Source organism: Streptomyces sp. SKN60 (genome assembly GCF_026236535.1).
Classification (GTDB): Bacteria; Actinomycetota; Actinomycetes; order Streptomycetales; family Streptomycetaceae; genus Streptomyces.
Genome location: NZ_JAHTMW010000002.1, coordinates 606,156 through 629,015 on the forward strand (window position 1 = coordinate 606,156; position 22,860 = coordinate 629,015).

The window sequence follows — 22,860 nt, forward strand, 5'->3', positions numbered from 1 at the left end:
GCCGCCACGGCGACCCCCTGCTCCCCCGGGCTACTGCTCCAGGTGCCCGGTGTCGTTCCAGCGCTCGATCGCCGGGTCGCCGTAGGCCCAGCCGAGCACCGAGAGGCTGGTCGGGTCGAGGCGGATGCGGGCCGCGAAGGACACGTCCTCGCCCAGCCAGCGCGCGCCGATCGAGCGCAGGATGTGGCCGTGCGCGAAGACGAGCACGTCGCGGTCGGCCGAGCGGGCCCACTCCACGACCCGGTCGGCGCGGGCCGACAGCTCGGCCATCGTCTCTCCGTCGGGCACGCCGTCGCGCCAGATGAACCAGCCCGGCTGCACCCGCTGGATCTCGGCCGGGGTCATCCCCTCGTACGCGCCGTAGTCCCACTCCATCAGCGCGTCCCAGTCCTCGGCGCGCTCGCCGAAACCGGCCAGGTCGCAGGTCTCGCGGGCCCGCACCAGCGGGCTGGTGCGCACCTCGACGCCGTCGAGGCCGGCCCACGGGCCGTGGGCGAGCCGCTCGCCGAGGAGCTTGGCCCCGCGCCGGCCCTCGTCGAGCAGGGGAATGTCGGTCCTGCCGGTGTGCCGGCCGAGCAGCGACCATTCGGTCTGGCCGTGCCGGGCGAGCAGGATGCGCGGTGCCATGGAGGCTCTCCAGATCTTCACGTGCGGATGCCCTCCCATCATCTCCCACCTGAATTCGCGGTGACCGCCGGGCAACCTCCCCGCCCCGGGCCGCGTCCTCCCACGACCGGACGGGGGTACGGACCGAGTGGGGGGGACCGGCATGCGACGCAGGCCGCGCTGGTGGGCGGAGCTGATACTGATCGCCGCGGTGTACGCGGCCTACTCCGGCGGGCGGCTCCTCGCCCGCGGCGACGCGGACACCGCCGTCGGCCACGGACTGGCGATCCTGCGGATCGAGGAGACTCTGGCCCTTGACCTCGAACGCCCGCTGAACCGCCTGTTCACCGCCGTCCCCGCGCTCGGCGTGCCCGCCGACTTCGCGTACGCCTCGCTCCACTACCTGGTCACGCCCGCCGTCCTGATCTGGCTGTACCGCCGCCGCCCCGCCGCCTATCCGGCCGCCCGCACCTGGCTGATGCTCGCCACCCTCCTCGGCCTGGTCGGCTTCACCCTGCTGCCGACCTGCCCGCCGCGGCTGCTCGGCCCCGAGCACGGCTTCGTGGACACGATGGCGCACTTCAGCGCGTACGGCTGGTGGGGCGGGGAGGCCAGCGCGCCGCGCGGGCTCGGCTCGTTCACCAACCAGTACGCGGCGATGCCGAGCCTGCACGTCGGCTGGGCGCTGTGGTGCGGGGTACTGCTGTGGCGGTACGGGCGGACGCCGCTGCTGAAGGTCCTGGGGGCGGCGTACCCGCTGCTGACCGTGCTGGTGGTGATGGGCACCGCCAACCACTACTTCCTGGACGCGGTGGCCGGGGCGGCGGTGATGGGGGCCGGGCTGCTGCTCACGCCCTCTGCGCGCCGGGCCCTGGATCGGCTCCAGGATCGGGTCCGGGATCGGGTCCGGGATCGGGTCCGGGATCGGATCTTCGGGGGCGAATCGGAGCGAAACCACCCGCGTGTCAGTGGCGGATGGGAGACTTCCGCGGGTGAGCGCATCCCTGGGCGGCGGCCCGCACCGGCCGCCGCAGACGACACTCCGGCATCGGCTCGCTGAGCTGCGCGGACCGGCCGCCGTGCCGCGTCCGCTGGACGCGCGGGCGCTGGCCGCCCTGGCCGCGAACCCCGGCTGCCGGCGGCGGGCGATCCTCGACGGGGCGGGGGTCGACAAGACCGCGCTCGCCGCGAAGCTGGGCTCCCCGTCCGGTTTCGGCCAGTCGCAGTTCGCGATCGCCCGGGGCAACGCGTTCGAGGCGAAGGTGAAGGCGGACGGCGGGCGCGAGCTGCTCGGTCTGCTCGGCATCGCCGAGCCGGGGGACGTCGACCTGCCGGAGCTGACGGCCGCGGGCCCGGAGGGCCGGGCGGCGCGGACCGCGCTGGCGCTGCGGGAGGCGACGGCGGCGGGCCGCTGGGCGCTGTTCGACCATCCGATGCTGGCCCTGGAGGTGGCCGGTTCGCCGGTGTATCTGGAGCCGGACGCGGTGGTGGTCCGGCCGGACGGGCGGTGGACGGTCGTGGAGATCAAGTCCTTCCCGATGATCGACGGTTCGGCGGACGCGGCGAAGGTGGGCGCGGCGGCTCGGCAGGCCGCGGTGTACGTGCTCGCCCTGGAGAAGGTCGCGGCGCTCACGGAGGGCGCGGCGGTGGCCCACCAGGTGCTGCTCGTCTGCCCCAAGGACTTCTCCAACCTGCCGACCGCCTCCGCCGTGGACGTCCGCAAGCAGCTCGCCGTCACCCGCCGCCAGCTCACCCGGCTGACCCGGATCGAGGAGATCGCGGACGCCCTGCCGGAGGGCGTCACCTTCGATGTCGCCGAGTGCTCGGCGGAGCAGCTGGCCTCGGCGGTGGAGTGCGTGCCGCACGCCTACGCGCCGGAGTGCCTGGCCGCCTGCGAGCTGGCCTTCCACTGCCGTGACCGGGCCCGCACGGCGGACGTGGTGACGGCGCTCGGCCGTTCGGTACGGGGCGAGCTGGGCGGCCTGACCACGATCGGCGCGGTCCTGGCGGCGGCGCGCGGCGAGGCGGGCGACCCGGACGACCCGGCGGTGGCGGCGCTGCGCCGGGCACGGGCGCTGCGCGCGGAGGCGCTGGCGGCGGCTCCGGCCCGTATCCCGGCGGAGGTCGTCGAATGCGCCTGCTGACCGGCCTTCGGCCCGTCCCCGCCGAGCCTGCCGAGGAGGCACCCGTATGTCGCTGATCGGCACCCTGGCTCGGATGGAGGCCGTGGAGGCGGGCCGGGCCCAGCCGCTGGCCACGGTCCGGCACCGGCGGCTGTCCGAGCGGCCGCTGGTCCTCGTACCGCTGACGACCTCCGGCGAGGCCGGTGCGCCGCTCGGCGCGCTGGTGGGCACGGACCCGGAGGAGCCGCGGCTGCTCGTCGTGCCGCAGCCGCGCGACCGGGATCTGCGCTTCGCGTTCCTCGCCGAGCTGGCCGACGAGATCCTGCCGTACGTGGACTCGTTCGCGGAGGTCGTGGAGGCGGCCGAGCGCTCCGAGACCGACCCGGAGACCGGAAAGAAGGTCAAGGTCGAGGTCGAACTGTGCGCGGACGCACCGCAGTTGGTGGTGCCGAGCCGGGCAGGCGTCGAGTACGTGCGGCTGCTCGGGCGGTCCATGCGGTTCCGGCGCACGGCCGAGCAGGACCCGGAGACGCCGTTCCCGGCGCCGCCGCGGGTGCCGCTGCTCGGGCGCTGGCTGACCCACTTCGGCGAGCGGGCCCGGGTGCCGGGCTCGTCGCTGCTCGTCGCGGCGACCGATATGCTGAACCGGCACTGGGCGACCGGCCAGTCCTCCCTGGAGGACCAGCACCTGGGCGCGCTGCTCGCCTGGATCGCCCCTGACGACGGCGAGTCCGGGGCGGAGGCGGCGCTGCGCGCCGAGCTCGGGCGGGACGCGCAGGGCCAGTTGGTGTGCCCGCCGGCCGGTCCGGCGACCGACCCGGCCTTCGACAACAAGCTGCTCGCGCCCGCGATCGAGCGCTACGACCGGGCCCGGCAGGCGCTCGGCGCGGCCGAGGACGGCGGGGCGGCCGAGGACGGGCTCGCCGAACTCACCCGCGCCGAGCGGGAGATCCGCCGCCTCGTCCTCTCGCAGCTGAAGCCGACCTGGTACGCGGTGTGGCAGGCGCTCGACCTGCTGCGCGAGCTCCCGGAGGGGGCCCGGGTGGCCGACCGCTGGACCCGCGACCGCTGGTCGTTCACCGGCCAGCGCGACCGGATCGCGGCGGGCGAGCCGCCGCAGCCGCGCCGGGACGACGCGGTGACCGCGGCCTCGAAGCTGGCCGCGCGCGAACAGGCGCAGGGCCAGCTGGAGGCGCAGGAGGCCCTGGACGACCCGCTGGTGATGGCGGGCCGGCGGCTCGCGGGCGAGGCGTTCGTCGCGGAGGTCACCGAGGTCACCATGGCCTGGACGGAGTCGAAGCGCCCGGCGCCCCGCCCGCTGCTCACCGTCCGCACCGACGACCGGCCGCACCTGGGCGAGGGCCTGAAGGCGTACCGCTCGCTCGACGGCAAGCCGCAGTCGGCGGAGTTCGTGCGCCGCGAGCCGGACGGCGCCCTGGTGCTGCGACTCCTGGACAAGATGGGCCGCTCGAAGGATCCGGCGGAGGGCACGGTGCCGGAGAAGGGCGAGCGGATCGCCTGGACGCTGTTCGAGCACGACCAGCGGATGGGCGCGAAGCTGCCGGACCCGGAGGAGACGCCGTGGACGCACGGCGGCCCTCCGCGCACCGATGCCCTGGAACTCCCTGATGCCGTCACACCGGAGGACATCCTGTGAGCCCCGAGTCCCTGCCCTTCGACCCGTCCGCGGAGGCGAGCCGGGCGACGGAGGCGATCCTGGCCGACACGCTGCGCGGCTCCGCCCGCGGCGTGGTCGTGGACTCTCCGCCGGGCGCCGGAAAATCGACGCTCGTGGTGCGGGCGGCGCTCGAACTGGCCGATGCCGGGCGCCCGTTGATGATCGTGGCGCAGACCAACGCGCAGGTCGACGACCTGGTGCTGCGGATCGCCGAGAAGCAGCCGGAGCTCGCGGTCGGCCGGCTGCACTCCAGCGACGCCGATCCGTACGACAAGGCGCTCGACGACCTGGAGCAGGTGCGGAAGTCGGCGAAGGCCGGGGACCTGGTGGGTCTGCCGGTGGTGGTGTCGACGGCCGCGAAGTGGGCGCACGTGAAGAACGTGGAGCCGTGGGCGCACGCGATCGTCGACGAGGCGTACCAGATGCGCTCGGACGCGCTGCTCGCCGTGGCGGGCCTGTTCGAGCGGGCGCTCTTCGTGGGCGACCCGGGGCAGCTGGACCCGTTCTCGGTGGTGGGCGCGGAGCAGTGGGCGGGCCTGTCGTACGACCCGTCGGCGTCGGCCGTCTCCACGCTCCTGGCGCACAACCCGGAGCTGCCGCAGCACCGGCTCCCGGTGTCCTGGCGGCTGCCGGCCTCGGCCGCGCCGCTGGTGTCGGACGCCTTCTACCCGTACACGCCCTTCCGCAGCGGCACCGGCCACGGCGACCGGCGTCTGTCCTTCGGCGTGCCCTCGGACGGCTCGGCTCCGGACCGGGTCCTCGACGAGGCCGCCGAGTCCGGCTGGGGCCTGCTCGAACTCCCCGCCCGCCACACCCCGCGCACCGACCCGGAGGCGGTCCACGCGGTCGCCCTCGTCGTGCGCCGCCTGCTCGACCGCGGCGGCGCCTCGGTCTCGGAGCGCTCCCCCGACCCGGCCCCCCTCACCCCGGACCGCGTCGCCGTCGGCACCGCCCACCGCGACCAGGCGGCGGCCGTCCGCGCGGCCCTCGCCGAGCTCGGCGTCACGGGCGTCACGGTGGACACGGCGAACCGCCTCCAGGGCCGCGAGTACGACGTCACCGTCGTCCTCCACCCGCTCTCCGGCCGCCCCGACGCCACCGCCTTCCACCTGGAGACCGGCCGCCTCTGCGTCCTCGCCTCCCGCCACCGCCACGCCTGCATCGTCGTCTGCCGCGCCGGCGTCACCGCCCTCCTCGACGAACACCCCTCGACGGAACCGGTCCAGCTGGGCGTCACGGTGAAGTTCCCCGACGGGTGGGAGGCGAACCACGCGGTGCTCTCACACCTGGCGGAGCACCGCGTGTCGTGGGCGCCGTGAGTCCGGACGCCGTGAGTCCGGGCCCGTGAGCGGCGGGCTTCGGCCCTCTTGCCAGGCGCGGGAGAATGGGAAGCGGCGGCCCGGGTGTCCGGGCCGTGTGTGTGCGAGGAGGAGAAGGACCATGGCGGAATCCGCGGAGCGGAGCGGGCAGCGGCGGGTCAGGCCGGCGCCGCTGGTCTTCGAGCCTGCCGAGGCGACCGCCGACCCGGAGCACTTCTTCGACCTGGAGTCCATCGAGGACCCGCGGGAGCTGCTGGCCCGGGCGACGGAGCTGACGCTCGCGTTCCGGGCGGCGACGGACCGGGCGATCGAGTACCAGGCGATCGCGGCGGCCCAGCTCGCGGACCCGCGCCGGTTCGACCGGCTGACGCCCGCCGACATCGCCGAGCGGGCGGCGTGGACCGAGGACTACGCGCGGAAGATGATCGAGTTCGGGCAGGGCCTGATCCGTACGGGCGGGCGCGAGACCGAGGACTGAGGGAACCGGGACCGGGACTGCGCCCGCGGTCTACCCCGGCAGCCCAGCGCCCTGGCATATGCCGGGGCGCAAGATACTCCTCCGCACCCCACCGTGTCCGGGTTTCCCACAACCCGCTGAAACGGCTCCGTCACACCCGGTAGATCTTCTCGTATGACGACGTGGTTGAGCGACGAGACGACGGTCCTGTACGACATCTGCCGGCACCAGCCCGCGCGGGTCACCGAGGACGGCGCCGCCTGGCTCGCCTCCGCCACCTCGCGCCCGGGCCCCGCGCTCGCCCACTGGGAGCAGCGCCCCGCCTCCCCCGCCGTACTCCCCTGCGGCACGGTCTTCGACGTCGTCAACGTGGAGCCGACCTTCGGGCGCCGGATGCTGGACCGCCTGTGGGCCGAGGGCCCGGGCAGCGGCCCGGTCGCGGTCCACCGGGGCCGGATGCTGCTCTTCGCCGCCCCCGGCACCGCCCAGCGCTTACCGTCCCTGCTCGACTGGGAGGAGTGGGGCCAGGAGGTCCCCCGCCCGCTCTGCCACGGCACCGGCGACGCGGTCACCATCCCCCCGCTCACTCCGCACGACTCCTCGGGCCCCCGCTGGCTGGTCGCCCCCGACACCCGCAAGCCCTGGCTCCCCGGCCCCGAGGTCCTGCTGTGGGCCTGCGTGCGGGCCGTCCGGGCGGTTAGGGCGGCCGATGTGCGGGTATCGATTTTTGCTTCCGCCGACCAGGATGCTAATGTCTACGACGTCAGCAGGCGCCGCTAGCTCAGTTGGTTAGAGCAGCTGACTCTTAATCAGCGGGTCCGGGGTTCGAGTCCCTGGCGGCGCACAGACGGAAGAAGCCCCTCGCGGAAGCGGGGGGCTTCTTCGTGTGCACGGAGGATCGGTCGGCTCAGCCGACGGGCTGCGGGCCCGTGATGCGGATGGTCCAGACGCCCGAGGGGGTGCGTTCGGCGACGTCCACGCGGACGCCGGTGTCCGGAACCGTGAAGGACTCGCCCTCCTGGAGCGGGGCGTCCGCGAGCGGGGGGTAGACGGAACGCTCCCAGCAGGCCTCGGTGCGGGGGTGGGTGTCGACGACCTCGACGGGGCCGTCGCCGGAGGCGGCGCGGTTGCGGACGCGGTAGACGAGGACGCCCTCGGTGCAGGTGTCGGCGTCGTTGCCGGTGGCCGAGCGGGCCTCGATGGCCAGGACGCTGTCCTCGCCGGTGCGGACCACGGCGAGCCGGGTGCCGAGGGTGCCGCCGGCGACCGGGGCGGCGGCGACCGGTTCCAGGCCGATGACGTGGGTGCCGGGGCCGCGTACGCAGGCCACCTGGGCGCGGTCGAGCCAGCCCAGCTTCCACTTGTGCCAGGCGAAGAGGTCGGGCGCGAGGCCGAACTGGCTGCCCATGACGTCCCAGTCGCCGACGTGGGTGTCCCAGTCGCCCTTGCCGTCGGTGGGCCGGTGGTAGAGGTCGGGCAGGTCGAAGACGTGTCCGGTCTCGTGGGCGAGCACGTTGCGGTCCGGCGGGTGCCGCTCGAAGACGGTGACGACCCGCTTGATCTCGGTGCCGTCGGCCTCCAGCGGGTGTTCCAGGTTGACCACCTTGGTGGCGTCGGAGTCCACGCCGGGCGCGTCCGGGTCGGCGACCAGATAGACGATGTCGTAGCGGGAGAAGTCCACGGAGGCGTCGGCCGCCCGGATCGCGTCGCGCAGATAGGCCCCGCGGTGCTCGGTGCTCCAGTCGCGCCGTATCGCGTACGCGGTGGATTTCTGCGGCATCCGGGCCCAGCCGGCCTGCGGGTGGACGCGCAGGCTGAAGCGTCCGTAGGAGGCGCGCTCGAAGAACTCGGCGGTGCCGGGGAAGTGGTCGGCGGTCAGCTCGGCGGGGGTGGTGAGCGGCGGGGAGTCGGGGAAGGACAGGAAGATCATGACGGCGTCGAGGGCGCGGGTGGGCCGGGGGTAGGCCCGGTTCCAGGTGTCGAGGCCGAGGGAGTGGTGCGCGGCGGTACGGGGCAGGGCGCACGGGCCCGCCGAGGGCGCGGCGACGGCCGGACCGGCCACCAGGCCGGTCGCGGCGAGCGCCGCGAGGGAGGTGAAGGCGGCCGCGCCGGCCCGCAGGCGCGAGCGCTCCACCGGTCCGCGCGCGCCACCGGACCCCCGGCCGAACTCTCGCCCGGGCACCCGCCCGAACCCTCCCCCGGACCCCGGGCCGGACCCTCGCCCGGGTGGCTGCTGACCCCTCACGTGGACCTCCGGCTCCGGAAAGCTGACACCTCAACCACCTTGTGGCGGTTTGTGGTGTTTCGCACCTTTCCGCTGCCCCGGTCGGGTGAGCGGGACGCGCCCGGTCGACGCGACACGGGCAGGCAGCAGCTCACGGAAAGTCACATTCGGTCAGACCCCCGTCGACCCGTGTCACACCCGCGCAGAAACGATCTGCCGCCGCCCCGGGTGGTCAGCCTCACAGCCCGCACGGGGCCCGGGGCCCGTCCAGAAGCTGGAACGCCGCCCCAACCAGCCTCTATGATCGGCACACTTTCCCTGGGCCGACCATTCCGACCACATCTGTACGGGAGCGAGCGGTGAGCGGATCCCCCGAAGTACCGATGCATCCGTCGGCGGAACCGGCGATCACGGAGTGTCACTCACCCGCACCCGATCCGGACGACGGTACGGAACTCCGCGACCTCCGCGACGACCTCAGCGACCTCCGCGACCATCAGGCCGCCTTCCGCGCCGCCCGGCTCGCCATGGCCCTGGTCGACCGGGACGGCATCGTGCTCGCCGCCAACGACGCCCTCGGCTCCCTCCTCGGCGCCGACGCCGACGCCCTGCGCCGGCAGGCCGCCGCCGACCTCGTCGACCTCGCCGCCGACGGCCGCACCTGGCACGCCTACCGCGAGGTGCTCGGCGGCCGGCGCTCCCGCTTCCGCTGCACCCGCCGGCTCAAGCACCCCGACGGGCGCTCCCTGTGGGCCGAGGTCACCGTCGCCCCCGTGCCGGACAGCCCGCGCGTGCTGCTCTCGGTCGCGGACATCAGCGACCGGCGCGAGCTCCAGGCCCGGCTGCGCCACCTCCAGATGCACGACCCGGTCACCCGGCTGCCCAACCGCACCCTCTTCTTCGAGCGGCTCACCGCCGCCCTGGAGAGCGCCGCCGCCGAGGGCCCGGCGTCCGACGAGGACCTCCGGGAGCACACGCACCTCTCCTACCAGTCCTACGAGTCGTACGGGCATGGCAGAACAGGGCGGATCGGCATCTGCTACCTGGACCTGGACGGGTTCAAGGCGGTCAACGACACCCTGGGACACCGGGTCGGCGACCGGCTGCTCGCCGCCGTCGCGGGCCGGCTCACCGAGTGCGCCGACGGCTACGGCTACACCCGCAGCGGCGGCGGGCACCTGGTGGCCCGGCTCGGCGGCGACGAGTTCGCGATCCTGGTCGAGGACTCCACCGGCACCGAGCAACTGGCCGACCTCGCGCAGTCCGTGCTCACCGCGCTCCAGGAGCCCTTCGACCTGTCCGGGCAGCGGCTCTCGGTCTCCGCCTCCATCGGCGTGGTCGAGCGGCGCGCGCACGGCTCGACGGCGACGCAGCTGATGCAGGCCGCCGACACCACGCTGTACTGGGCCAAGGCCGACGGCAAGGCCCGCTGGACGCTCTTCGACCCCGAGCGCAACGCGCACCGGATGACCCGGCAGGCGCTCTCCTCCACCCTGCGGCCGGCCGTGGAGCGGGGCGAGTTCGTGCTGGAATACCAGCCGCTCGTGGACCTCGTCGACGGGGCGGTGCGCGGGGTGGAGGCGCTGGTGCGCTGGGACCACCCGCAGTTCGGGCTGCTCACGCCGAATCGGTTCGTCGGGATCGCCGAGGAGGACGGCTCGATCGTCGAGCTGGGGCGCTGGGTGCTGCACACCGCCTGCCGCCAGGCCCGGCAGTGGCAGAAGGACCACCCGGGCGACCGGCCGATCTTCGTCAGCGTCAATGTGGCGGTACGTCAGGTCTGGGACTCCGACCTGGTCGCCGACGTCGCCGGCATCCTCGCCGAGACCGGGCTCGCGCCGCATCTGCTCCAGCTGGAGCTGACCGAGTCCGCCGTCATGGGCTCGGCCGGCCGGCCGTTGCAGGCGCTCCAGGCGCTGAGCGACATGGGGGTGCGGATCGCTATCGACGACTTCGGCACCGGCTATTCGAACCTCGCCTATCTGAGCCGGCTGCCGGTCTCCGTGCTCAAGCTGGACGGATCGTTCGTGCGCGGCTTCCAGGACGAGGAGCACGCCAACCCGGCGGACGAGCTGATCGTCGAGGCGCTGGTCGGGCTCTCGCACCGGCTCGGGCTCACGGTCACCGCCGAGTGCGTGGAGACCTCGGGCCAGGCCGCCCGGCTGCGCCGGATCGGCTGCGACACCGGCCAGGGCTGGCTGTACTCCCGGCCGGTGGCGCCGGACCGCATCGCGGAACTGATCGGGGTCGCGCCCCTGCCCGTACAGCCGCAGCCGGCGTAGCCCGTACAGAAGAATTCACGCAGGGCATGGAACTGCCCCCGGCCGGAGGGACATTCCGGGCGGGGGCAGTGGTTCATAAAGGGGTCACACCGGGGTGACTAGCAGGCGCCGAGGTCCTGCCAGACGCCCCACTCGCCGGTCGTGCCCGGCTCCTCGTTCTGCGTCCACCACTTGGCCTTCCAGTTGTGGCCCTTGTGGGACACGGTCTGGCCGCCGGTGTAGACCTGGCCGGCGACGTACGCCGGGTTGGTGCAGCCGGTGGGCGGCGTGGTGGTCTGCGTCGGGGTGGGGGTGGGCTCCGTGGTCGGCGGCGTCGTGGGAGCCGTCGTCGGCGGGGTGGTGGGCGGGGTGGTCGGGTCGGTCGGGGTCGAGCCGACCGCGGTCACGATCTGGTTGAAGAGCGTGGCGTTGGCGTCCAGGCCGAGCAGCGAGTACATCATCGCGCCGGCGAGACCGCGCTGGTGGGCGTAGTCGGCGCGGGCCTGGATGGTGCGCTGGTCGAGACCGGTGAAGAACTCGCCGTCCTTGTAGAAGTAGGCGGACTTGGCCTGGTCGTCCCAGAAGGTGGTCGCCGGGTTGTCGACGATGCCGCCGAGCTCCTTGTAGTACGCGATGCCGGCCGCCTGGCTCAGCGGGCGGGCGTTGGAGCCGCCGGTGGCGGTCTGCGCGAGGCCGTTGGTGGTGCCGGCCGGCACGCCCTTCCAGCCGCGGTAGTAGAACTCGTAGCCCAGGGTCAGCTTGTTGGCGGGGAAGCCGCCGGTGATGCCGTAGGCGGGCTTGCCGTCGATCCAGGAGTCGATGGCGTTGTCGATCGAGTACTTCTCGGTGCCCGGCTTGATGACGTCGGTCGGGTCGTTCGCACCGGAGTTGAGCGGGGACTGGTGGTACGTCGGCCCGTCGCCGTCCCAGGCGCCGTGCATGTCGTACGTCATGATGTTCGCGTAGTCGAGGTACGCGCCGATCTTGTCCGTCTCGATGTTCTTGATCTTGTCCTGGCCGGCCGGCAGGGCGGCGGTCAGCAGGTACTTCTTGCCGCCGTGGGCGGCGCCGTACTCGTCGAGCTGCTTGCGGAACTCGGCGAGGAGCAGGGTGAAGTTCTGCTTGTCCTCGGGGGCGTAGTGGTTGCCGAGGTGCCCGTCGGGCGAGCCCGGGTACTCCCAGTCGATGTCGATGCCGTCGAAGATGCCGGCGGCGGTGCCGGGGCCGCCGTAGCCGCCCTCGACCGGCAGGTCGCCCTGGATGTACTGCTTGATGCAGGAGGCGACCAGCTTCTTGCGGCTCGCGTCGGTCTTGGCCGCGTCCGAGAAGTACTTGGAGTAGGTCCAGCCGCCGAGCGAGATGTTGATCTTCAGGTTGGGGTGCTTCGCCTTCAGTTCCTTGAACTGGTTGAAGACGCCCACGATCGGCTGGTCCCACTTGTCGGCCACGCCGTCGACGCTGTCCGCGGCCGAGAAGGACTTCTGGTAGTCGGCGTACGAGTCGCCCGCGCCGTCACCGGCGTTGGGGTTGGCGTCGTCGCCGGCGGCCTTGTTGGCCTCGAAGCAGGTGAGGTCGGTCGGGTGGATGTTCCCGAACGAGTAGTTGATGACGTCCAGTTTGGCCGCGATCCCCCGCTCGTCGAGCTGCTTGGGGTAGAAGGCGTTCCCGTAGACGCTCCACTGGTCGTAGTACGCGATCTTGACGCCGCCGGTGGACGCGGCCGTGGTGGCGGCGCCGGCGGCCGAGGCCGAGCCGAGGCCGACGGTCGCGGCGAGCGCGCCGGCGGCGAGGGTCGAGCAGAGGAGTGCGGCGATCAGTGGCTTGCGGGGACTGCCGGGACTGCGGGGGTTGCGGGGGTGCACGTGCGGCCTCCGGAAGGGGTGGCGGTACGGAAGTTGGAGCAGTGATATCCGCCGCGCGAACAGCGCGTCAATGGTCTGAACCAGATTGAGGACTAGACCAATTGGCGGGAGAAAGCCCTTGTCAGAGACGTGCAGCACAAAGAACGACCGCCCGCCACCATGCGTGACGAGCGGTTTAAGGTTCACTTAGGTTTCCACGGCCCGCCGGTTCGGAGCTGAACCAACGGGCCGGGAAATTCCACTTGGCGGAGTCAGTCGAGCTCGGGCGCGACCTCCGGCAGACCGTACGCGTCGGCGATCAGCTCGTAGCTGCGCAGCCGCGCGTCCCCGCTGTGCGCGTTGGCGGTGATCATCAACTCGTCGGCGCCGGTGCGCTTCTGGAGCGCGTCCAGGCCGTCGCGGACCTCGTCCGGCGTGCCGTACACGATGTTCGCCAGCCAGCCGTCCACGAACTCCCGCTCCGCGGGCGCGAACGCGTACGCCTCGGCCTGCTCCGGCGTCGGTACGAGGCCGGGCCGGCCGGTGCGCAGCCGCAGCATCGACAGGGCGCCGGTCAGCACCTGGCGGTGCGCCTCCTTCGCCTCGTCGGCGGCGAGCGCGGCCACGCCGATCAGCGCGTACGGCGCGTCGAGGACGGCGGAGGGGCGGAAGGACTCCCGGTAGAGGTCGAGCGCGGGGATGGTGTTGCGCGCGGAGAAGTGGTGGGCGAAGGCGAAGGGCAGTCCGAGGAGGCCCGCGAGGCGGGCGCTGAAGCCGGAGGAGCCGAGCAGCCAGATCGGCGGCCGGCCCTTGGGGCCCTGCACCGGGCCGGGGACGGCGTGGATCCGGGCGTACGGATGCCCGTCCGGGAAGGTGTCGTCGAGGAACCGGGTCAGCTCGGAGAGCTGCTCCGGGAAGTCGTCGGCGCCCTCGCCCAGGGTCTGGGTCCGGCGCAGGGCGGCGGCGGTGGCGCCGTCCGTGCCGGGCGCGCGGCCGAGCCCGAGGTCGACCCGGCCCGGGGCCAGCGCCTCCAGGGTGCCGAACTGCTCGGCGATCACCAGCGGGGCGTGGTTCGGCAGCATCACGCCGCCGGAGCCGAGGCGGATGCGCCGGGTGTGGGCGGCGAGGTGGGCGAGGATCACGGCGGGCGAGGAGGAGGCGACGCCGGGCATGGAGTGGTGCTCGGCCACCCAGTGCCGGTGGTAGCCGCGGCGCTCGGCGAGCCTGCTGATCTCCACACTGGTCGCGAGCGCCTGGCTCGCGGTGCGCCCCTCGCCGACCGTGACCAGGTCAAGCACGGACAGCGGTACGGGCGCGGTGCCGCGCGCCTCTCCTCGAATCGCGTCTCGAATCGCGTCGCTCACCGTGGGCGGCCTTCCTGCGTAGGGACGTCGGTCACGGGGGCTAACAGGAGGAGGTCTCCGGTTATTCCGGAAGCCGGGGCAAAAGCCCGTCCGGGGGCCTCTCCACGGGTCCACCGGGGGCTCCGGCGGCCCCCGCGCGAAAAAATCTTCACGTCCGGAAGGGCACCGAACGGGCGTGCGGACGCCTGTTCACACCGCCCTGACCTCAGCCTCTCCGGCGGGGCTGTGACCGTGGCATATGCCACCGGGGTGATGCCCAGCACAGGGGGCCTGTGCACCGCATCATTCTCGCCAACAGCCGCCCCGTTGCGGGCGCTTGGCGGCTATCGTGGTACGGAAGCTTGCGGTCACAACCTGGTAGGGGGAAACCGTGGCGCTGAAGCCCGAGCCCACCGCGCCGTTCCACTCGGTGCAATACGCCCTGCGTGTGCTTGAGACGGTCTCACGGCACGGCGGCGGCGTGACGGACGTGCAGATCGCGCGGGAGACCGGCCTGCCCGTCGCCCATCTGTCGTCCCTGCTCCTGATGCTGCGGCGCGAGGGTTATGTGGAGCAGGTCTCCGACGGCGCCTATGTCATCGGCGACTCCCTGGTCCTCCTAGGCTCCGGCGTCACCCGCCGCGAGGCCCTGGAGCGCAAGCTCCAGGAGACCCTGACCGAGCTGCGCGACTCCGTCGGCGCCGCGGTCTACATCAGCCGCTACATCGACGGCGAGGTGAAGATCACCCAGTTCGCCGACGGCCCGCGCACCCCGAAGGTCAACGAGTGGGTGGACTTCCGCTCGGCCGCCCACGCCAGCGCGGTCGGCAAGTGCCTGCTCACCCAGCTCGACCAGAACGGGCGCCGCGACCATCTGAGCCGCCACAAGATCGCCCGGCTGACCTCCCGGACGATCACCAACGAGCGCGTGCTCTTCTCCAAGCTGGACAGCCAGCCGCCGACCGTCCCCATGCTCGACCTCCAGGAGTACGCGGTGGGCACGGTCTGCGCGGCGGTGCCGCTCACCGCGGGCGCGACCGTGGGCTGCCTGGCCCTGTCGCTCCCGATCGAGCACGCGCACCGGCTGCGCGCCGCGGCCGACACCCTCAACCGGCGGGCGGCTCCGGTGGTGCTCTCGCTGGCGATCTAGAGAGGTCGCGAAGGTGATCCGGAGGGTGGTCACGAGGGTGGTCACGAGCACCCCTCCGGACCAGGTAGTATTTTCTCTGTCAGCAGGCGCCGCTAGCTCAGTTGGTTAGAGCAGCTGACTCTTAATCAGCGGGTCCGGGGTTCGAGTCCCTGGCGGCGCACAGACGAAGGAAGCCCCTCGCGAGAGCGAGGGGCTTCCTTGTTTCCCGCGCTAGGCCTTCAGATAGGCGAGGACGGCGAGCACCCGGCGGTGGGTGTCCTCGGCCGGCGGCAGGTCCAGCTTGGCGAGGATGTTGCCGATGTGCTTGCCGACGGCCGCCTCCGTGACCACGAGCCGGCGGGCGACCGCCCCGTTGGAGTGCCCCTCGGCGACCAGGGCAAGCACCTCCCGCTCGCGCGGGGTCAGCGCCGCCAGCGGATCGCGGTGCCGGCGCAGCAGCTGCCGTACGACCTCGGGGTCGACGACCGTGCCGCCGGCCGCGACCCGGGCGAGCGCGTCCACGAACTCCTCGACCTGCCCGATCCGGTCCTTGAGGAGATAGCCGACGCCGGTCCCGTCGCCGGAGTCGAGCAGGTCGGCGGCGTAGCTGCGCTGCACGTACTGGCTGAGCACGAGCACCGGCAGGCCCGGGTGCTCGGCGCGCAGCGCGACGGCGGCGCGCAGGCCCTCGTCCTGGAAGCCGGGAGGCATCCGCACGTCGGTGAGGACGATGTCCGGGGCGTGCGCGGCGACGGCGGTGCGCAGGGCGTCGGCGTCGCCGACCGCGGCAACCACCTCGTGGCCGAAGCGGGCCAGGAGGCCGATCAGTCCCTCACGGAGGAGGACGCCGTCCTCGGCGAGGACGATCCGGAGGCCGGGTCGGTCGGGGGCAGCGGGCTGCACGGGATCTCCGCTCGGAGGAGGGTCGGCCCGCCGGGCGGGCTGGTGATCGTCAGTGTGCCATCGAGGACGGCGAGCCGGTCGGCGAGTCCGGTGAGTCCGCTGCCCCGGGCGGAGTCGGCGCCGCCGTGCCCGTCGTCCTCGACGGCGACGAGCAGGGTGCCGTCGGCGTGCCGGGCGGTGATCCGGGCGCGGGCGGCGCCGCTGTGCCGGTCGACGTTGGCGAGGGCCTCGCGGGCCACGAAGTGGGCGGCGCTCTCGACGGCGGCGGGCAGCCGGGGCAGCTCGGGGTCGAGGCCGGTGGAGTCCACGGGGGTGGCGGTGCGGTCGGCGGCGTCGGCGAGGGCGGCGCCGAGTCCGTAGTCGGCGAGGACCTGGGGGTGGATGCCGTGGATCAGCTCGCGCAGTTCGCTGAGGACCCGGCCGGCCTCGTCGTGGGCCTTGGCGAGCTGGTCGGCGAGCGGGCCGGGCGGGGCGTCGTAACGGGCGAGGCCGAGGGTCATGGTGAGGGCGACGAGCCGCTGCTGGGCGCCGTCGTGGAGGTCGCGCTCGATCCGGCGCCGCTCGGCCTCGAAGGCGGCGGCGAGCCGGGCCCGGGAGGCGGTGACCTCGCCGATCCGCTGCCGCAGTTCGGCCTCGCGCGGGGCGAGCAGCGCGCGGGCGAAGGCGGCGCGGGCACCGGCGTAACCGGTCAGCGGGTAGAGGAGGAGCGGCAGGAGCAGCAGGCCGAGCAGGGCGGCGGCGAAGGCCTGCGGGTAGGAGGTGACCAGATAGGCCTTGGCCACCTTCACCTCGTGGCCGTCGGCGGCGAGCTGGAGCGGGGTGCTCATCAGGGCGGCGGGCAGGCCGAGTCCGACGGCGAGGACGGTCAGGTCGAGCGGCCACAGGACGGTGGCGTGAAGCAGGGCGTACCCGAGCTCCCGCCAGGTGGCCTGTTCCCGCGCCCGCAGCCGGAGCCAGGCGGCGAGCCCGGGGGCCTCGGGCAGCCGGTGCGGGTCGGGCGCCGGCTCGGGGTCGACGAGCCGCAGCCGCCACCGCTCGGCGGCGCCGACCGCGACCCCGGCGAGAAGGAGCAGCGGGAGCCCGACGAACAGCAGCGAGAACCCGCAGAGCACCAGCAGCAGGAGCAGCGTGACGGCGCCGGAGAGCACCCCGCCCGCGAGGTGCGCGACGGCCCGCCAGGGCCAGGCGGTGCGGAGGAGGCCGGCGGGGCGGGCGAGGGCCTGCCAGACGGTGCGGGCGGCGGGGCGGGGGCTGCGGGACTGCATGACGTGCACGCTAGGCGCGGGGGCGGGCCGGGGGCCATGGGTCTGAGGGGCGTACGGGGGGTGGGCCTGGCCCTACCCCTAGGGGCCGACAGACAGCGGCGGGTCGCCAGGAAGCGGCCGGCCCTGGCGGGCGTACTCCTCGCGGAGGCGGGCGCGGGCGGCCGGGGTCAGGGGTTCGTACGGGGCGGTGGGCGCCGGGCGCCACCAGACGGGGTCGGCGGTGGCGAGCGCGGTGCGGCGCAGGGCGACCCGGTGGATCTTGTTGGTGGCGGTCAGGGGGAGTTCGGGGACGACCCGGACGTATTTCGGGGGCATCTTGGTGCCGAGGTCGCCCTGGGCGGCCAGGAAGCCGGCGAAGGCGCCGGGGGTGAAGGCGGTGCCGGGGCGCAGGGCGAGCGCGGCCATCACCTGGTCGCCGGCGACGGGGTCGGGGATCGCGTAGACGGCGACGCCCGCCGCGCGTTCCCAGCGGGCCAGGATGTTCTCGATCATCGCGGCGGCGAGGTTCTCGCTGTCGACGCGCAGCCGGTCGTCGGTGCGGCCGGCGAAGTAGAGGAAGCCGTCGGTGTCCCGGTAGAAGAGGTCGCCGGTCCAGTACCAGCCGTCCCGTACCCGTGCGGCGTCGGCCTCGGGGTTGCGCCAGTAGCCCTCGAAGGGGCTGCGGCCCCGGTTGACGAGTTCGCCGACGGCCTCGTCGGCGTTGAGGAGCACGCCGGCGGGCGAGAAGCGGGCCGGCGGGCACTCGCGGCGGGTCTCCGGGTCGATCACGGCCAGGTCGTCGCCGGGCGCAGCCCGCCCGATGGCCCCGGCCGGGGTGCCCGGGCTGCGCTGGATCGCGGCCCCGCCCTCGGAGGATCCGTACCCCTCGACGAGCCGTGCCCCGAAGCGCGCCTCGAAGCGCGCGGCGTCGGCCGCGCCGGCCTCGGTGCCGAAGCCGAGCCGGAGCCGGTGGTCGCGGTCGTGCGGGCTGGGCGGGGTGGCGAGGAGGTACTGCACGGCCCGGCCGACGTAGGTGAAGTAGGTGGCGCCGAAGCGCCGTACGTCGGGCAGGAAGCGGGAGGCGGAGAAGCGGGCGCGCAGCGCGATGTCGGCGCCGGCGGCGAGGGCGGGCGCCCAGTCGGCGATCACCGCGTTGCCGTGGAACATCGGCATGCAGATGTAGTGGGTGTCGTCCGGCCGTGTCCCGAAGTGCGAGACGAGGGAGGCGCCGGCGGCGGCGAGCCGGCCCTGGGAGCAGACGGCGGCCTTGGGCGCGCCGGTGGAGCCGGAGGTGAAGGAGAGCAGGAAGCGGGTGTCGGGGCGGGCGGCGGGCCGGCGGAAGGTGTCGTGGGGCGTGGCCGTCCCGTAGGGGGCGAGCAGGGTCGCGTACGCGTCGGTGTCGGTCACGAGGACGCGCAGCCCGGCGGGCAGCGGGAGTCCGTCGAGGAGCGGCAGGTGGGCGCGCTGGGTGACGAGGACCCGGCAGTCGGTGTGCCGGATGTCGCGGGCGAGTTCGGCGCCGCGCCGGGTGGGGTTGATCCCGGCGACGGCGGCCCCGGCGAGGGCCGCCGCGCCGAGCCAGAGCGGGTACTCCGGTGTGTTGTCGAGCAGCAGGCCGAGGTGCGGCTCGCGCCCCGGCCGGTGGGGCATCAGCTCCGTGAGCAGGGCGGCCCGCGCGGCGGCGCCGGCGGCGACCTGGTGGTGGGTGAGGGTGGTGTGCTCGTCCCTCAGTCCGGTCCGGTGGTCGTTCCACTGGCGTCGTACGAGTTCCGCGACGGTCCCCATGCGGCGGGATGGTAGCTGACGGTCTTTCAGTTGTGAACGTCGCCGATCCGGTCGTCGGCGACTAGAGCTGGACGTCCGAGCACGCGTAGAAGGCGTTCCCGGTGTCCGCGATCGTCCAGACCGCCAGGATCAGGTGCCGGCCGGTCTTGCCCGCCGGGATGGTCCCGGAGTGCGAGAGGGTCGACGGCGGCTGCTGGTTGTTGTAGGGGACGACCAGGAAGGGCTGGGTGTCGAGGTCGGCCCGGGTGAGGGCCCTGGTTCCGGTCCAGCCGTTCTTGGTGATGTAGTAGCGGAAGTCCGTGGTCGCGTGGCGGGCCGTGAACTGCCACCGGAAGGTGTAGCTCTGGCCCGCGCTGACCCTGGTCGTCGGCCAGGCGCCGTTGCGGGCGTCGTCGAGCTGCGCGAAGCGGGAGTTCCCGCCCGCGCAGATCGTCCCGTCGGCGGGGCCGCGGGACGGGAAGCCCTTGAGCCCCTCGACCGACTGCGGCTCCCACTGGATGTCGCCGCAGTTGGAGACGGTGCGGTTGGCGCAGAGCTTCTGCCGGCTGATCGGCGAGTCGGTGTAGCCGTGGCTGCTCGCGCTGGTGGTGGCGAAGAGGGAGGCGGCTGCGACGCCGAGCGCCACGGCCGCCACCCCTGTCTTTTTGCGCATGCTGTCGCTCCAGGAGAACGTGGGGGTGTTCTGTGGGCTGTGCTGCACGCGTGCGGTGTTGCTCTTGACTGTCGGGTTTAGGTCTAGACCAAGTCCCAAGGTAGGGACGGAACTTGAACATGTCCATACCAACGGCGGGGTGGCCGGGACGGGTTCAGGCGCCCTCCCCCGGGGCGGTGCGGCCGGTGTAGAACGCCACGGTCAGGTCCTTCACCAGCGCCTTCTTCTCGTAGTCGTCCAGCTCCACCAGACCACGGGAGGTCAGCCGGTGGACCACGTCGTCCACCGCGTCCACGACCGAGGTGAGCACGCTGTCCCGGTGCTTCGCGTCGATCGCCGCGATCCGGCGGCGCTGCATCGCCGCGGCGACCTCGGGGGCGTACTCGATCCGGGTCGGCTGCGCCGAGAACACGTCGATCCCGACCGGCGCGCACTCCGCCGACAGCATCCGGGTCAGCGCCTCGCCGACCGCCTCCGCGTCGCGCAGGGTCGGGGCGTCCTCGTGGAACGCGTCCGCCGGCAGCTGCGACAGGACCCGCGCCATCGCGGCCTCGACCTGCTCGCGCAGATACTCCTCGTGCCCGTCCACCCCGAGCGCCGCCCGCACGGTGTCCCTGATCCGCCACACCACCAGGACCACGACGTCCAGCGCCGTGCCCTTCGCGTCGACCGCGGGCAGCGGCTCGCTGCGCCAGTGCCGCAGGCGTACGTCGACCCGGCGGCGCAGCAGGAGCGGGCTCACCCAGAGCAGGCCGGTGCGGCGGACGGTGCCGCGGTACTCGCCGAAGAGGGTGAGCACGAGGGCGTAACCGACCCGGCCGCGGCCGAGACCGCCCAGGAAGAACAGCGCGACGACGACGCCGAGCGCCAGCAGCGCCCACTGGCCGAGACGGATCCCGTCGTACGGGCGGACCGGCAGCCGCAGCATCCGCGCGGCCTCGTCGGGCACGGCGCCCGTCCACCACACGATCGCCGCGCACCCGATCGCCGCGACCGCCCCACCGACCACCCCGACCCACCCCGGCAGCACCGGCCCCGGCCGCTCGACCAGCTTCGGATCGGCGGTCGGAGCGGGGCGCGAGGCGGCGCGGGTGGGCGCGGGGATGGCGGCCTTCTTCTTGCCGTTGCCGTTGCCGGGCTTGCCCTTGTCGCCGGGCTTGCCCTTCGCCTTGGCCACGGGCACGGTGTCGGGCCCCCCGTCGTCCCCCTTCCCACCCCCCTCCGACTCGTCCCGGAACAACAGATGCACCGGAATGCTCCCGGTGGTCTCCCCCGCGATGACCTTCTGCCGCCGGGGGTTGGTGGTGGCGGCCGTGGTGCTGCGGCTGGTGGGCTCGGCGTTGACGGCGACGGGCAGCGTGACGGCCTTGACGCGCATTCCGGCGATCCACCCGAAGTCGACGGCCTCGTCCTGGCCACCGGCCCGGCCCGGGGCGCCCGGCGCGGCGTGGCCGGCCGCCGAGTCGGTCCGGGCGGCCCCGGACGGGTTCGGCTGCGCCGAGCCAGGGGCACCGGCGTGCGAACCCGCTTCCGGCGAACCCGTCGCGATACCGGTCCCGGACGAGACGGCCGCCTGCGGCGAACCGGACACGCGAGCGTGCGCACCGGCAGACGACAGGTGCGGCTCGTCGGGGGCACTCGCCTGCGGCGAGGCCGCCGAGGCGCTCCGGGCGCCGGACGGGGCCGGCTGCGCCGAGCCAGCAGCACCGGCCGGTACATGGCCGGTCGCCGGGGAAGTCCCGGCGCCGGCGGAAGCCGAGCGCGGCTCGTTGCGGGCACCGGCCTGCGCCGAACCCAGGCCGTGGCCGGCCTCGGAGGGAATCCGGCCGCCGGTTGAAGCCGGCCGCGCCGAGCCAGGGGCACCGGCGTGCGAACCCGCTTGCGGCGACCCCGTCGCGATACCGGTCCCGGACGAGTCGGCCGCCTGCGGCGAACCGGACACGCGAGCGTGCGCACCGGCAGACGACAGGTGCGGCTCGTCGGGGGCACTCGCCTGCGGCGAACCCGGGGCCTGGCCGGTCGCAGAGGGAGTCCCCGCGCCAGCGTGGGCACCCACGGACGACGCGGCCTGGGCCGACCCGGAGGCGTTGGCGGCACCGGCCTGCGTCGAACCCGGGCCGTGGCCGGCCCCAGAGAGAGTCCGGCCGCCGGATGGAGCCGGCTGAGCCGAGCCGGAGGCTCCGGCGTGGGCACCCGCACCCGCCTGCGGCGAACCCGACACGCCAGCGCGCGAACCGGCGGACCACGAGTGCGGCTCATCAGGCGCACCTGCCTGCGGCGAGGCCGCCGCCTGGCCGGTCGCCGAGGAAGGCCCGCCGCCGGCGTGGGCACCCACAGACGACGCGGCCTGCACCGAACCAGAGGCGCTGGCTGCACCGGCCTGCGCCGACCCCATTGCGTAGCCGGCCCCGGAGGGAGTCCGGCCGCCGGACGGAGTCGGCTGCGCCGAGCCGGAGGCTCCGGCGTGGGTGCCGGCCTGAGGCGGGTGGCCGGCTCCGGACGGAGTCGGCTGGGTCGAGCCGGCGCCAGTGGAAGCCGGGCGTGCTCCGTCGCGGGTGCTCGGTTGCGGCGAGCCGGGCGGCTGGCCGGTCGCAGAACGGTCCGGGTGGGCAGCGCGCGTGTCCGCCGCTGCTCCGGCAGCCCGCGTCGTACCGCCGGCCGCACCCGACGCGCGGTACCCGCCGACGCTCGCGCCCGCCTGCGAGTCCGGGTGGACCGCGCGCGAGTCCGCCGCCGCACCGGCAACGATCCCCGTACCGGACCCATCGGCGCGTGCCCCGTCCGAAGGGCCACCCGCGTGCGTGTCCGCCGCCGCACCGACGTGGGTTCCCGTGCCAGCCGGACGGCCGTCTGCGGACGAGACGGGCTGCGGCGAGGCCGGATCGCGGTCGGGCGCGGTTGCCGCGCCGGCAGGGGTTCCCGCGCCGGGCAGGCGGCCGTCCGCCGACGCGGACATGCCTGCGCGGGCGCCGCCCGGCTGCGCCGCACTGCCGCCGGCACCCGGCTCCCGCGAGGCGAGGCCCCGGCCGGGCACAGACCGATCCGGCTGAGGGGCATGGCCCGCGGGCGCGGACGGGGAGCCGTCGGCGGGAAGGGCTCCGCCCGCAACTCCACCCGCCTCCGGCGAGACGAGCCGCACGTGGCCGCCGGCCGCGGCCGGGCCAAGGCCCGACGACGCCCCGGGAGCGGAGGAGCCCGTAAACCCGCCGCCCTCGGGTGCACCGGACAGCGCGTCACCACCGCCCGCCCGGCCGCCCGCCTGCGCCGCCGTGGACGGCGCCCCGCCACCGGACAC

General features: G+C 74.1%; 18 protein-coding genes and 2 tRNA genes. 11 read left to right on the forward strand and 9 right to left on the reverse strand.

The window, feature by feature from the left end; all coding sequences use genetic code 11:
* Positions 1 to 30: 30 nt before the first annotated feature.
* A complete protein-coding gene (locus KV205_RS05840) occupies positions 31 to 627 on the reverse strand; it encodes a histidine phosphatase family protein (RefSeq protein WP_265862675.1) in 597 nt (198 codons plus the stop codon).
* A 142-nt stretch (positions 628 to 769) separates the two neighbouring features.
* Here KV205_RS05840 and KV205_RS05845 point away from each other — a divergent pair, with 142 nt between their 5' ends.
* From KV205_RS05845 to KV205_RS05875, 7 genes are all read left to right on the forward strand, one after another.
* Positions 770 to 1,666, forward strand: coding sequence for a phosphatase PAP2 family protein (locus KV205_RS05845; protein WP_265862677.1), 897 nt, complete (start codon positions 770 to 772; stop codon positions 1,664 to 1,666).
* Positions 1,599 to 2,750: a hypothetical protein gene (locus tag KV205_RS05850; RefSeq protein WP_265862678.1), complete on the forward strand. Its 1,152-nt coding sequence runs from the start codon at positions 1,599 to 1,601 to the stop codon at positions 2,748 to 2,750. The genes KV205_RS05845 and KV205_RS05850 overlap by 68 nt, the downstream gene beginning before the upstream one ends.
* A gap of 46 nt (positions 2,751 to 2,796) precedes the next feature.
* On the forward strand, positions 2,797 to 4,386 hold the full coding sequence (locus tag KV205_RS05855; RefSeq protein ID WP_265862679.1) for a hypothetical protein: 1,590 nt from the start codon (positions 2,797 to 2,799) through the stop codon (positions 4,384 to 4,386).
* 11 nt (positions 4,387 to 4,397) lie between these two features.
* The gene (locus KV205_RS05860) at positions 4,398 to 5,726 is read left to right on the forward strand and encodes an AAA domain-containing protein (RefSeq protein ID WP_274710159.1); all 1,329 of its coding nucleotides are present in this window, start codon (positions 4,398 to 4,400) and stop codon (positions 5,724 to 5,726) included.
* Positions 5,727 to 5,847: 121 nt separating this feature from the next.
* Positions 5,848 to 6,204, forward strand: coding sequence for a hypothetical protein (locus tag KV205_RS05865; protein ID WP_265862683.1), 357 nt, complete (start codon positions 5,848 to 5,850; stop codon positions 6,202 to 6,204).
* A 153-nt stretch (positions 6,205 to 6,357) separates the two neighbouring features.
* A complete protein-coding gene (locus tag KV205_RS05870) occupies positions 6,358 to 6,963 on the forward strand; it encodes a bifunctional DNA primase/polymerase (RefSeq protein WP_265862686.1) in 606 nt (201 codons plus the stop codon).
* A tRNA-Lys gene (locus tag KV205_RS05875) sits at positions 6,954 to 7,027 on the forward strand. The genes KV205_RS05870 and KV205_RS05875 overlap by 10 nt, the downstream gene beginning before the upstream one ends.
* Positions 7,028 to 7,090: 63 nt before the next feature.
* Here the strand turns inward: KV205_RS05875 and KV205_RS05880 are convergent.
* Positions 7,091 to 8,365, reverse strand: a complete 1,275-nt coding sequence (locus tag KV205_RS05880; protein ID WP_374214629.1) for a M6 family metalloprotease domain-containing protein — start codon at positions 8,363 to 8,365, stop codon at positions 7,091 to 7,093.
* A gap of 401 nt (positions 8,366 to 8,766) precedes the next feature.
* On the opposite strand from KV205_RS05880, the gene KV205_RS05885 reads away from it, so the two are divergent.
* The gene (locus KV205_RS05885) at positions 8,767 to 10,689 is read left to right on the forward strand and encodes an EAL domain-containing protein (RefSeq protein ID WP_265862689.1); all 1,923 of its coding nucleotides are present in this window, start codon (positions 8,767 to 8,769) and stop codon (positions 10,687 to 10,689) included.
* Positions 10,690 to 10,787: 98 nt separating this feature from the next.
* On the opposite strand, the gene KV205_RS05890 is transcribed toward KV205_RS05885, so the two are convergent.
* Positions 10,788 to 12,485 carry a glycosyl hydrolase family 18 protein gene (locus KV205_RS05890; RefSeq protein ID WP_265862768.1) on the reverse strand — a complete coding sequence of 566 codons (1,698 nt, stop codon included), beginning with the start codon at positions 12,483 to 12,485 and terminating at the stop codon, positions 10,788 to 10,790.
* Positions 12,486 to 12,781: 296 nt separating this feature from the next.
* Positions 12,782 to 13,873 (reverse strand): LLM class flavin-dependent oxidoreductase, encoded by a 1,092-nt coding sequence (locus KV205_RS05895; RefSeq protein ID WP_308404057.1) that lies wholly within the window; start codon positions 13,871 to 13,873, stop codon positions 12,782 to 12,784.
* 370 nt (positions 13,874 to 14,243) lie between these two features.
* On the opposite strand from KV205_RS05895, the gene KV205_RS05900 reads away from it, so the two are divergent.
* On the forward strand, positions 14,244 to 15,002 hold the full coding sequence (locus tag KV205_RS05900; protein ID WP_265862690.1) for an IclR family transcriptional regulator: 759 nt from the start codon (positions 14,244 to 14,246) through the stop codon (positions 15,000 to 15,002).
* Positions 15,003 to 15,088: 86 nt separating this feature from the next.
* Positions 15,089 to 15,162, forward strand: a tRNA-Lys gene (locus KV205_RS05905).
* A 50-nt stretch (positions 15,163 to 15,212) separates the two neighbouring features.
* Here the strand turns inward: KV205_RS05905 and KV205_RS05910 are convergent.
* The 5 genes from KV205_RS05910 to KV205_RS36395 all read right to left on the reverse strand — a co-directional run bounded on the left by KV205_RS05910 (position 15,213) and on the right by KV205_RS36395 (position 21,156).
* Positions 15,213 to 15,884, reverse strand: a complete 672-nt coding sequence (locus KV205_RS05910) for a response regulator transcription factor (RefSeq protein ID WP_265862691.1) — start codon at positions 15,882 to 15,884, stop codon at positions 15,213 to 15,215.
* On the reverse strand, positions 15,806 to 17,149 hold the full coding sequence (locus KV205_RS05915; protein WP_265862693.1) for a sensor histidine kinase: 1,344 nt from the start codon (positions 17,147 to 17,149) through the stop codon (positions 15,806 to 15,808). The genes KV205_RS05910 and KV205_RS05915 overlap by 79 nt, the downstream gene beginning before the upstream one ends.
* Positions 17,150 to 17,227: 78 nt before the next feature.
* A complete protein-coding gene (locus KV205_RS05920; protein WP_265862695.1) occupies positions 17,228 to 18,913 on the reverse strand; it encodes an AMP-binding protein in 1,686 nt (561 codons plus the stop codon).
* A 61-nt stretch (positions 18,914 to 18,974) separates the two neighbouring features.
* Positions 18,975 to 19,565, reverse strand: a complete 591-nt coding sequence (locus KV205_RS05925; protein WP_265862697.1) for a lytic polysaccharide monooxygenase — start codon at positions 19,563 to 19,565, stop codon at positions 18,975 to 18,977.
* Positions 19,566 to 19,719: 154 nt separating this feature from the next.
* Positions 19,720 to 21,156, reverse strand: coding sequence for an SPFH domain-containing protein (locus KV205_RS36395; protein WP_265862699.1), 1,437 nt, complete (start codon positions 21,154 to 21,156; stop codon positions 19,720 to 19,722).
* Between the two features lie 1,464 nt (positions 21,157 to 22,620).
* On the opposite strand from KV205_RS36395, the gene KV205_RS05935 reads away from it, so the two are divergent.
* Positions 22,621 to 22,860: hypothetical protein (locus tag KV205_RS05935; RefSeq protein ID WP_265862701.1), on the forward strand; the 240-nt coding region annotated here is incomplete at its 3' end.